The organism is Enterococcus sp. 10F3_DIV0382 (assembly GCF_002140245.1).
Classification (GTDB): Bacteria; Bacillota; Bacilli; order Lactobacillales; family Enterococcaceae; genus Enterococcus_B; species Enterococcus_B lactis.
The window spans coordinates 1,685,850-1,697,793 of the sequence record NZ_NGMF01000001.1; the positions used below are offsets into that span (position 1 = coordinate 1,685,850).

The 11,944-nt window shown below is 38.1% G+C and carries 11 protein-coding genes; 1 reads left to right on the forward strand and 10 read right to left on the reverse strand.

Annotation, left to right across the window (positions count from 1 at the left end; all coding sequences use genetic code 11):
- The 10 genes from A5849_RS08510 to A5849_RS08555 form a co-directional block, all read right to left on the reverse strand.
- A partial coding sequence (locus A5849_RS08510; RefSeq protein ID WP_086310045.1) for an AbrB/MazE/SpoVT family DNA-binding domain-containing protein occupies positions 1–210 on the reverse strand: 210 nt, incomplete at its 3' end.
- Positions 211–379: 169 nt separating this feature from the next.
- Positions 380–664, reverse strand: a complete 285-nt coding sequence (locus A5849_RS08515) for a hypothetical protein (protein WP_002313773.1) — start codon at positions 662–664, stop codon at positions 380–382.
- A 170-nt stretch (positions 665–834) separates the two neighbouring features.
- Positions 835–3,063, reverse strand: coding sequence for a type IA DNA topoisomerase (gene topB / locus A5849_RS08520; protein WP_047929963.1), 2,229 nt, complete (start codon positions 3,061–3,063; stop codon positions 835–837).
- Positions 3,064–3,237: 174 nt separating this feature from the next.
- The gene (locus tag A5849_RS08525; RefSeq protein WP_002299733.1) at positions 3,238–3,648 is read right to left on the reverse strand and encodes a VOC family protein; all 411 of its coding nucleotides are present in this window, start codon (positions 3,646–3,648) and stop codon (positions 3,238–3,240) included.
- A gap of 118 nt (positions 3,649–3,766) precedes the next feature.
- Positions 3,767–4,930, reverse strand: a complete 1,164-nt coding sequence (locus A5849_RS08530) for an LCP family protein (protein ID WP_002313776.1) — start codon at positions 4,928–4,930, stop codon at positions 3,767–3,769.
- A gap of 177 nt (positions 4,931–5,107) precedes the next feature.
- The gene (aroE, locus tag A5849_RS08535; protein WP_002309292.1) at positions 5,108–5,962 is read right to left on the reverse strand and encodes a shikimate dehydrogenase; all 855 of its coding nucleotides are present in this window, start codon (positions 5,960–5,962) and stop codon (positions 5,108–5,110) included.
- Positions 5,963–6,241: 279 nt separating this feature from the next.
- Positions 6,242–7,012: an ABC transporter ATP-binding protein gene (locus A5849_RS08540; protein ID WP_002309294.1), complete on the reverse strand. Its 771-nt coding sequence runs from the start codon at positions 7,010–7,012 to the stop codon at positions 6,242–6,244.
- 2 nt (positions 7,013–7,014) lie between these two features.
- Positions 7,015–7,896: an ABC transporter permease gene (locus A5849_RS08545; protein WP_002309295.1), complete on the reverse strand. Its 882-nt coding sequence runs from the start codon at positions 7,894–7,896 to the stop codon at positions 7,015–7,017.
- Positions 7,893–8,942: a tryptophan ABC transporter substrate-binding protein gene (trpX, locus tag A5849_RS08550; RefSeq protein ID WP_002309296.1), complete on the reverse strand. Its 1,050-nt coding sequence runs from the start codon at positions 8,940–8,942 to the stop codon at positions 7,893–7,895. Before trpX ends, A5849_RS08545 begins: the two co-directional genes overlap by 4 nt.
- Positions 8,943–9,390: 448 nt before the next feature.
- The gene (locus A5849_RS08555; RefSeq protein ID WP_002309297.1) at positions 9,391–10,014 is read right to left on the reverse strand and encodes a hypothetical protein; all 624 of its coding nucleotides are present in this window, start codon (positions 10,012–10,014) and stop codon (positions 9,391–9,393) included.
- Positions 10,015–10,202: 188 nt separating this feature from the next.
- On the opposite strand from A5849_RS08555, the gene efbA reads away from it, so the two are divergent.
- Positions 10,203–11,909 carry a fibronectin-binding protein EfbA gene (gene efbA / locus A5849_RS08565; protein WP_002313779.1) on the forward strand — a complete coding sequence of 569 codons (1,707 nt, stop codon included), beginning with the start codon at positions 10,203–10,205 and terminating at the stop codon, positions 11,907–11,909.
- Positions 11,910–11,944: the final 35 nt, after the last annotated feature.

Here is an 11,944-nt window from a genome sequence, read left to right on the forward strand (position 1 = left end):
GTCTTCATATTGATTCATGATCGAATCAACTAATAAATCAATATCAGGTTCTTCTTGTGCTTTGATCATTCGTACAGAACCATCAGATTGAAAAACATAACTGATTGCGTCACCCGTCTGCACACCCATGAATTCTTTTACTTCTGGTGGGATAGTTGTTACATCGCTATTGCCGGATTTTCTAATTTTATACTTTTTCATTTTTTTCATATTTCGCCACCCTCTATATTCTATATCATTCTATAGTAAGTACATTATATCTAAGTATATACATTTAATCAATGTATATACTATTGATTTACTTTTTCTTACGGAAAAACGAAAAAGAAAAAAGTTAAAAGAGTTTGTGACATGACTTTTGTCACAAACTCTCGTATTTTTAACCAAAATATTGATGGAATACTTGTGTAATAACTGGTAGGAAATAAATAATGATCATAGCCCCTACCACCATCAACAATTGTTTACGCTGTTTCTTTCGCTTCAACATGCTTGTCGTTTTATGAAAAAAATAAGTAGCGCTTTTAGCTCCTGCAGTCAAAGTAGATAAAATCAGCGTTGGTGAATATGCTGTTTGATTGTGCGTCAATGACAGCAACTTCGTCCCGTAATCAGGATACTTTAGAAATGCTTGGTATACAGCCACAATCGTGATTGCTCCCATAAGATAATTTAAAAATGAATGCACTTTTTTCAAATAAAAAAACTCCTTGCTATCTATATAAAATCAGCCTACCCCAACATTTTTGCTTGATTGACTGATATTTTTTGGTTTTATTGGTATTTATATTCTCACTTTTCGGAATAAATATTCTGCTATTTCATTGTTTTCATTTACTCTACTTCGTTTTCATTATTTTTTCTTGATGTTTCTTTGTTTCCATCAACTGCTTTTGTTCCGCTGTTTTCGATCCATGGAAAAGAAAAACCGATCGTCATATCTTCTTTTAATACTAAAACTGCATCGAATTTCCCTTTTTTACCAGTAAAACCTTTGACAACTTTACTTGTCTTTCCTTTTGAAAGCAAATCTCTGAGATTTGTTTTAGTCAGCTTCTTTTTAGCTACTGTTGGCCACAATTTGAAGTCGCATTCCGGGTTCAAACATGTAGCGATTTTAGGATAAAGCATGACTACCCCTTTTTTACATTTTGGACATCTTCCTAATTGGTCGTTTTTCTTCTCCATCGCTTTTATCTGGCGTATTCCGCTGATCTCATCTGAGAAATCTACCTTATCGATTTGATTAGGTACTTCTGCCAATAAATGTAAGATGAATTTTTTGATGTTTTCTAAAAAAACAGATGGCGTTCCTTCTTGGTTACCGATTTTTCTCAAGTATCCTTCCCAGCGTGCAGTCATTTCTGCACTTGTCAGCAATGGTTCATTAGCTACTGCCTTACAAAGAGTGATTCCTTTTGGCGTAACGATTATTTCGTTTTTATTGACTTCGATGTAATGTTTCTGCTTAAGATTTTCAATGATATTGGCCCGTGTAGCTTCGGTCCCTATTCCTTCTACTTCTTTGAGGATTTCTTGCGCTTCATCATTATCCAGCGTTTTTCCCGCAGTTTTCATTGCTGTGATCAAGGTTCCTTCGGTATAGGGTTTCGGAGGTTGTGTTTCTTTCTCCATACTTTTCAGCTCTACTTCTGCTTCTTCATTTTCTACGATAGGAGGAAGCGTCTGAGCTTCTTTCTTTTTTGACTTGATGCGCAAGATTTCCTGCCACCCTTGCTGTAATGGGATCTTTCCGGTGCTTTTTAGCTTTAATTGCTGTACACCCGTCGTGACAGTCGTCTCTTCATAAATATAATCTGCGGCAAACATAGCCACAGTGGTACGTAAGACTTGCAAATAGATTGCTTGCTGTAATTTAGATAGCTTCGCAAAGCGTGCAGGAGTCGGAATCGTCTTTGTCGGAATGATTGCGTGATGTTCTTGAACTTTTTTCGCATCGACATACCGTTTCTTTGCTCTGATCTCAGTTGTCTGTACTTCTTCTATTCCTAAAAACTTTTTATAGTTTTGCAGATGTTTAACCAGATACTGATGCTCATTTTCTGTGATATAAAAGGAATCCGTTCTTGGATAGCTTAGAAATTTGCTTTCATACAATCCTTGAGCAGCATCAAGTGTGGCTTTAGCACTTGCTTTCATTAGCTGATTCATCTTTGTCTGCAAACTAGATAGCGAAAATAAACGTGGGCTATGCAACCTCTTTTCCTTTTTCGTAACTTCAAGAATCCGTCCGTTTTGCTTACCTAAATGCGCTCCGAGTCTCTCTATTTCCTTTGTTAACTCTTCTTGTGTTTTAAATGCTTTTTTTGGTACGATTTTTCCTGAAAATTGTCCTTTGTTTGTCGTAATTAAACCTTCTCCTTCAAAGTATGTTTCTTTTTTGAAGTGTTTGATTTCTTCTTGCAGCTGATAAATCATGTAAAGTGTCGGCGTTTGTACACGACCAAGAGAAAAACTACCATCAATCCCTTTTCGTTGAAGCAGTAAGCTATATAATGGGCTTCCGTTCATTCCAATCAGCCAATCAGCATTCTGCCTTGCTTGCGCTTCTTTATATTTTGGAAAATAGTTCTTTCCAGGTTGGAGATTCTTAAAACCTTCATATATTGCTTCTTTTTCAAGAGAATTGATCCATAAACGTAAATAGTTCTTTTCTTTAGAAAAGGCGTTTGCTTGACGAATAATCGACCACGCGATGGCTTCACCTTCTCTATCACCATCTGTTGCAATAATGATGGTATTGGCTGACTGTAACTCTCGCTTTACAATCGAAAATTGTGCACGTTTGTCCCTTGGAACTTCGTAACGGAAGGTTTCTGGGAAAATAGGCAAATTTTCTAAAGACCATTTTGCCCAACGCTCTTCATAAGCTCCTGGAGCAACCATATCTACCAGATGTCCAAAACCATAAGTGATGGTTACTTCACCAGCAAACAATGGATCGCTGATTTCATAATACCCTTCATGCCGCTTTCGCTGTTGGAAGGTTTCGGCATAGGATTTTGCTTGTGAAGGTTTTTCAGCTAGTATCACCGTCTTCATCTTCTGACCTCCGTTACTTGATTTTTTGCGGACTTCTCTATTATGGAACATATTTTCGCATCTGGCAATAAAAAAAAGATACCGTATAGTCGAAATAGGCACAAAAAACATCAAGCCAGCAAACGATGTTCCGTTTGCTGCTTGATGTTTCTAGAAAATATTCATCTTTAGCTGTCACTCTTGGTTAATCTGCCAATTGATGCCAAATCGATCAGTTACCATCCCATACAACTGAGCCCACGGAACAGCATCCAGCGGCATCTCAATCTTACCACCCTCAGCTAAGCTTTCAAATAGACGCTTCGTTTCCTCTTCATTTCTTGTTTGGATGACTAAAGAAACATTATTTCCAACAACTAATTCAGGACCAATTCCTTCTGGCGTATCTGCAAACATAACTAATGTATCATAAATGTTCAACCGTGCATTCGTGATTAGATTTTTTGCTTCTTCTGGCAAGTTCATTTGTTCTATTCCAGGCATTTCACCGTATGTGGTGATACCTGATGCTTCAGTCTCAAAAACTTTTTCATAAAAAGCGATGGCTTCACGAGACTCATTTTTGAAGTTCAGATAGATATCCAATGTAAACAGCTCCTTTCTTGGTTATAATCTATCATAAGAAAGCGTTTTTTACGAGTGAATCGTTTGATTGATTCATGACAAAAGCCTTGTCGCAACTTCTTCTTAATCTTTTTTATGATCATTTATTCAAAAAATCTGTAATAGCTGATTGATTCATTTGATTATCAATTTCAAGAATGCTACCAGCATAATCACTTTGCCCATAATTCCACGAACCGTCTACTGGCACACTTATTCGATCAATGCCACCAGCTCCTCGTGCAATCGAAAAGAGGTTTTTCGTCAAGAACCAAGCAGTGACATCTGTGGATGTATACCCTAAAGCTTTACCAGCTGCATAAGGTGCACGAATCAGATTCAATGGATTCTTCAATTGGCTGAAAATAGCGTTCATTACTTGCTGTTGGCGTCTGACACGGCCAAAGTCTCCTTCTTCATCCATTCGGAAACGTGCGTACTGCAAAAGAACATGTCCATCCATCTTCTGGACCCCTTTTTTAATATCTACACCATCCAGATTCAGATCTTTTTCTGCATCGATCTTCACTCCGTTCATGAACAAGGCATCGATCACTTTTTCAAACGATTTGAAATCGACTTTCGCATAGTATTGACAATTGATTCCAAAATTTTCTACTAAAGTTTGACGCACTAGATCGGCTCCTCCGTATGCATAAGCTGAATTGATCTTATTTTGTCCTACCCCTGGGATCGTAACGAAGCTGTCACGCATAAAAGAAATCAGTTTCGGCTTATGGGAAGGACCATCCAACTGTAAGACCATGATCGTATCAGCTCGTCCAGCATCTTCTCCGCGTGTATCACTCCCAAGAATCAAAATATTATGCGCACCATTTGTCGCTTTTTGCCCATGAAAGGTTTCTGAAGTCGCTGCCTCTAAGCTTGTGTCATGTTCAGCTACATATTTACCAATAAAAAATGAGATACCTGAATAAAGGATCAAAACAAGCAAAATCGATAGAATGATTTTTTTCCACGATCGCTTTCTTCGAGATTTCAACGGTTTGTTCTTCTTTTGCCGATTGAAAAATTTTTTATTTTTTTGTTGTTCTTCTGTTCTTGGTGCATCTCTATATATCTGTTGTTCGTGTTGGTTCAAATGTTCAAATGAGTGCTGCTCTCTTTCATAAATACGGGTAGCATCTTCCTCATTTTCCATACGCGTTCGTTTTCGTTCTCTTCTAGCAAAAATACTCCCCGTATCCCGCTTCAGAGGTTTCGCCTTCTTATGGATGTCCTTATAGCGATCCATCCGACTCATTGTGGTTCCTCCTCGTTTCTTACTGATAAATAAAGGATACGATAACCAATCGACAAAAGCCTATCATTTTTTGATAATTTAATAAAAAATAACGAAATAAATGCTTCGATACATAAAGAATTACTTTTCTTGAGACCGTTTATGCGAGAATAAAAAATCTTTATCTATTATCCTTTTTTAATCAAACAGTTTTTCAATCACATGGATCGGCATCTTTTCCTTTGTCCATAATTCAAACGCGATTGCTCCTTGGTAGATCAACATGCCAAGTCCATTGTATCCTTTTGCTCCTACTTTTTTTGCTTCTTTTAATAAACGTGTTTCTCTAGGTGCATAAATCAAATCAAAAACCGCTAGTTTCTCATGCATCATGTTTATATCTAAGAGCGGTGACTGATCGATTTTCTTTCCCATCCCGATATCTGTTGCATTGACTAGAAGGCAGCTTTCTTTCAAGTCTTTTCTTAATTGATACGTATCGGCAAAATCACGAACTTTTATCTCACAAGAAGTTCGATAGCTGAGTTGTTCGAATGTTTCTTTTACTTGAGCGAATGTTTGATTGTTTCGTTTATAAACTACAATTTCCTTAGCACCGTCTAACGCCGCTTGAACAGTGACTGCCTTTGCTGCCCCTCCAGCGCCCAGCAGAGTCACTTTTTTCTTTTTGACCGAAATCCCAGCTTCTTGTACGGATTGCATGAAGCCCGCACCATCGGTATTATAGCCAATCAAACGACCTTTTTCGTGCACGATCGTATTCACTGCTCCAATCAATTGTGCTTCCTGGCTTACCTCATCCAGATAAGGAATAACCGCTGTTTTATTCGGCATCGAAAGGTTCACACCTAACATATCAAAAGTTCGTATACTTTCGACTGCTTGCTTCAAATTCATTGGGTTTACTTTGAAAGCTAAATACACCGCATCGATGTTGTTTGCTTCAAAAGCAGTATTGTGCATCAATGGAGATAAACTGTGAGAAGCTGGATCAGCAAAGAGTCCAGCTAATTTGGTTTGTCCAGAAATCATCTTATTCCTCCTTTGTTCTTACTTCAATAAAAAAAGCCACTTAGCGTTTGATACGAAAAAGTACGAAACGTCTAGGTGGCAAAGTAGCAAATTCTTTTCTCATCGTTCACTTGTCAGAGCAAAGAATATTCTATTTAATTGTTAAAATCATTGACTACGTGATCCTACAAAACACCCAAATATGTTCCAATTGTTTATTGTTTTAAGTATAGGATGAATCAAAGGAAGATGTCAATGAGTTTTCAAGTCCTTCTACTGAAAGGAGACTTTCTGTCGAAATCAATCTACTACTTCTTCAAAGAACTGCAAAAGGTCGCCCATTGTCAAATGTTGCTTTTCTTTTTCAGAAAGATCCTGAACAATTTTTCCTTTTTGGAGTACGATCAGACGATTTCCGTATTTCAAGGCGTCTTCCATTCGATGCGTGATCATGAGACAAGTCAATTTTTGTTCATTGATCCGCTGATTTGTTAACTGCATTAATGCTTTAGCTGTTTTAGGATCTAAAGCGGCAGTATGTTCATCTAATAACAGTAATTCAGGAGCCGTGATCGTCGCCATCAGCAAACTTAATGCTTGGCGTTGACCGCCAGATAATTCCCCTGCTGGAGTATCCAAATGTTGTTCTAGGCCATTACCGACTTCTTGACATAGTCTGAAAAAATCTTCTTTTTGATTTTTCAAGTTACGTAAACGGAATTTCCGCTTTTGCCCTCTTTTTTGTGCAAGTAGCAGATTTTCTGCTACAGTCATCCGGGGAGCCGTTCCCATCTTAGGGTCTTGGAAAACCCGAGAAAGGAATCGTGCTCTTTTTTCTTCTGAATCTTTTGTAATCAGCTGATCTTTAAAAGAGATCGATCCTTGACTGAGTTGAAGCGTACCAGCGATGGTATTGAACAGTGTGCTTTTTCCAGCACCATTCCCGCCAAGAACAGTGATAAAGTCCCCTTCTCTGATTGTAAGGTTGATTTCATCCAATAGTACTTTCTCTTCATTCATCCCATTGTTTACGACTTTTCTGCCGTTTTTGATTGTCAATATATCTGTCATTACTATGCCTCCTTCTCAAAACCCGTTTTTAAGTTCAGTGCTTTCTTCAATTGCGGGATCATCAGACAAATAGCTAAGATGATAGCGGAGAACAACTTCAGATAAGTCGTGTCAAACCCTAGTTTGATTACTACTAAAATCAATAGTTGATAAATGATACTGCCGACAACAATAGCAATCAATCTTTCTGCTAGCGTCAATTCTTGGAAAATCACTTCACCGATGATGATGGAAGCAAGACCGATGACGATCACGCCAATCCCTTTATTTACATCTGCATATCCGTCATTCTGGGCAATCAGCGCACCGGATAATGCAATGACACCGTTCGACAAAGTCAAACCTAAAATTTTCATACGATCGGTTTTTATCCCTAACGACCGAGCCATCGTTTCGTTGTCTCCTGTCGCAATATAGCCTTGACCTAAATCTGTATTGAAGAAGAATAGCAGTACAGCAATCAAGATGCCCAAAGAGATGAAGCCAAGAAGGACTGTGTCAAAGTAATCAGGTAATCCAAAGCGATGAAAGCTGTCTTGTAGAATCGGATGATTCAATAAAGATAGATTTGGTGTTCGCATCACAAACAAAATAACTGAGTTCAATCCTGACATCACTAAAATCCCTGCTAGAATAACCGGTATCTTTCCTTTTGTATAAAGTAACCCTGTAATGAGTCCTGCTACCATACCAGCACCTACGCCCAATAACGTAGCTAAAATCGGTGCTACCCCATGAGTGATAGCTGTCACACAGACAGCAGCACCTAATGGGAAGGACCCTTCTGTCGTCATATCAGGAAAATCTAAGATCCGATAGGTCATGAAAATCCCTAATCCTAATATTGCCCAAAGCATGCCTTGTGAAATAGCTGATACGATCATTTGTCATCCTCCTTAGATGTTTCTTGTTGCGACTCATCTGTAATGATTTTGGCTTTTTCTTTCATCGATTGAGGAATAGTGATTCCTAAGTGATCAGCCTGAGATTGATTGATCACTGTATCCCCTTGATCAAACATATAAACAGGTGTCGTTTCCGGTTTTTCTTTTCCGCTCGCAAGTTTTGCCGCCATCTTACCGCTTTGAAGCCCTAATTGATATTGATTGATCCCGATTGTTGCTAGTCCGCCTTGTTCTACCATTGTATCAACAGAAGGAATGACGGGGATATTTGCTTTATTCGCTTCTTTAACCACTGTCTGCATAGCATTGGCAATCGTATTGTCTAATGGAACATAGATAAAATCGACTTGTCGGCTCATCACTTGTACCGTTTGTGCAATCTCATTAGTGGAAGGCACCGCATATTTTACTGCTTCTAACCCTTCTTTTTTTGCAGCTTCTTCCGCTTGTGCTACTTGGTATTTTGAATTATCTTCCGAAGAAGCATACAAGATCCCGACTTTTTTTGCATTTGGCAGCAAATCAGAAGCAAGCTTGATTTGTGAAGCAACAGGTGGCTGATCAGAAACACCTGTCACGTTTCCACCAGGTTTCTCTAAAGAACCAACTAATCCAGCCCCCACAGGATCCGTTACAGCACCTAATACAACGGGAATCGACGAAGTCGTGTTTGCTAATGATTGAGCAGCAGGCGTTGCGATTCCGATCAAAACATCAGGATCGGATTGTACTAGCTGTTGACTCATTGTGGCTAGCTTGCTCTGATCGGCTTGTCCATTTTGAAATTTGATTTCAAGATTTTCTCCTTCTTTTAATCCTTCTTCTTTCAGACCATCTTTGATCCCTCGATAAATCTCATCTAATGCCGGATGGCTCACATATTGCAATACCCCGACAACTGTTGTTTTTTTTGTCTGGTTCGTCGAAGTACTTTCTTTTTCTCCTGAGGCTTTTCCATAAATAAATGCACCTGCTAAATAAACTAAAATAATTACTACAACTGTTATTAAACGTTTGTTTTTCATTTTTTCCTCCTGCAAAGTCAAACTTTTTATTTATTAAAATCAGGCAAGTATCCAGTCTACAAAAAAAGACAATGGCCAAAACGGTCATTGTCTTTACACAAAAAACCGCATAGATAGGATCTATGCGGCAGTCAATGTTCATGTCTAGCATAGATACAAGCTTTAGAAATGCACTCTAAAAAGTTGTATCTATGGGAAAGTTTCACCATTAATACAACTTATCTACGCCAGCTGCGCCAATTTTTTTTGTTCTCTGCTGAAATACGTTTTGATAAGTTCATTACAGGTCACCCTTTCCTTAAGAATTGATTTAAGTCTAATCGAATTTTTGAATTTCGTCAACTATATTTTTTATTTTTTTCATTTGTTATTTTGAAGATCAAACATCACTTGTTCTGATAATTAAAAATAGCGCTATATAGAGCCACCATTTCATCACGTTAACGACTCAATTAGCAGTCTCGGCATTTGGGGAAGCTGTTCCTGTTCTATCCATTTCTTCTTCTAATTGTTTGATATTGGCTAACGGTAGTCGATTCAGCTCAGGGATCAACTCCTTATCAAAATCAGTTATTCCTCCCTTACCCGCAGTTATCCGATTTGCTTCTTTTCCTCCATCAAAGAAAATAAATGTCACTTCATCCGTTCGTATGTTATATTTTTGTTCCAGTTCATGTACGTCATAAACGATCGGATAATAAAAGATCGGTCGATTCAATTCTTCCATAAGCTCAGGGTCATTAAAGACATCCAGCATATCCTGATAGGTTTTCCCGTTCGGTTTGCTGAACATCACCGATATCGCTCGGCTTTGTTTGATTTTCTGATCCGCTTGACTGTAATCAAAAGGTTTTAATTTGCTGGTTGGTATGGATGAATAAACGAGACTATTTACTTGCTCTTCTCGGATTTTTTCCGGCAACAAAAACATCGCAATTGTTAGTAGCAATGATAAGATGAGCAGAAACACAAGACGTCGAAAATACTTAATTGGATTTTCTGCGAATGACACTGAGAAATGATCATTCATTTCTTGTACTCTCGATTTAACTGCTTCCCAAATAACAAACACCTTCTTTTCTACTTTTTCTCCTATTTTTTATTATACCTAAAAATTTGGATTTCAACGATAAAAACACTGTTTTTTATGTAATTAGTCCAATTTTTTCTAGACTTTTGCTTCACTATTCGGCCAAATTGGTTTTTCTTCTTTTTTTCGTTATAATGAATATACTTATGAAAAGAAATGAGGAATGAACCATGTCCTTTGATGGTGTATTTACCCATGCGATGGTCAACGAATTGCGTGAAACGTTACTATCTGGCCGGATCTCGAAAATCCATCAGCCTTATGAAAATGAAATCGTGCTGGTGATTCGTTCACGCGGTAAAAACCATCGATTATTATTATCTGCGCACCCTAGTTATGCTCGTGTACAGATTACCCAAATCGATTATCAGAATCCTGATAATCCGCCTAACTTCGTGATGATGCTTCGAAAGTATTTGGATGGTGCTATTTTAGAAAGCATCGAACAAATCGAAAACGATCGAGTGATCCATTTTCACTTTGCTAAGCGCAACGAGTTGGGCGATTTACAGAATATCATATTGATCGTTGAATTAATGGGGCGTCATAGTACGATCGTCTTAGTTAATCAAGAAACTGGAAAAATATTGGACGCGATCAAACACATAGGAAGCTCTCAAAACACTTATCGTTCTTTGCTTCCCGGCGTAGAATACATTGCTCCGCCAAAACAAGAGGTCTTGAACCCATTTAGCTCCGATAAAGAAAAAATCTTCCAGCGACTTTCTCAAACTGAACTAGAACCAAAAGCAATCCAATATCAGTTTCAGGGAATCGGTTTCGATACTGCTCAAGAGCTGACCAAGAGATTGCTTGAACGTCCTAATGAAAAAATGGTTGTTTGGGACGAATTTTTCTCATCGATCATCAATCACCCAGACCCTACTTTTTACGAAACGACAAATAAAGATTTCTTTACGCCGATTGTTTATCAGGTATTTTCCGAACAAGCATCTGCTGTGACAACTTATCCAACACTCAGTCAATTATTAGATAGCTATTATCACGAAAAAGCGGAGAAAGATCGGGCAAAACAACAAGGCGGAGAACTGATCCGAAAAATCGAAAATGAACTAAAACGAAATAAAAATAAATTGAAAAAACGTGAACAAACACTCAAAGAATCCGAAAACGCTGAGAATTACCGTAGAGATGGCGAACTACTTACTACTTTTCTGACACAAGTACCACGTGGCGCAAAAGAAGTTGTTTTACCTAATTATTATGAAGAAGACCGGCCAATCAAAATAGCATTAGATCCGGCGTTGACGCCAAATCAAAATGCACAGAAATATTTTCATCGATACCAAAAGCTGAAGAACGCCGTTAAGTTGATTGGCGAACAAATCCAAGAAGCCAAAGATGAAATCCAATATCTTGAATCTGTCTTGTCTCAACTGGAAATTGCCGGTCCGATGGATATCGAAGCAATCAAAGAAGAATTGACTGCTGAGGGCTATTTGAAAAAGAAGACACAGAAAAAACAAAAGAAAAAGAAACCATCTCAGCCTGATCAATACTTTTCTTCTGACGGAACGCTCATTCTTGTTGGTAAAAACAACCTTCAAAATGACCAGCTGACAATGAAAACAGCTAAGAAAACCGACTATTGGCTCCATGCAAAAAATATCCCTGGTTCGCACGTCATCATCAAAAGTGATCAACCTTCAGATGAAACAATTACCGAAGCTGCCGAGTTAGCTGCCTATTTTTCAAAATATCGATATTCTGCCCAAGTACCAGTTGATCTTGTACAAGTGAAGCATATCCGCAAGCCAAATGGTGCCAAACCTGGTTACGTCATTTATGAAAATCAGAAAACAGTCATCGTGACACCAGAAGAAGAGAAAATTATAGCTATGAAACAAAACGGGTAATGAATGTATTTTCTTAGAATCATATTTTCGTACTT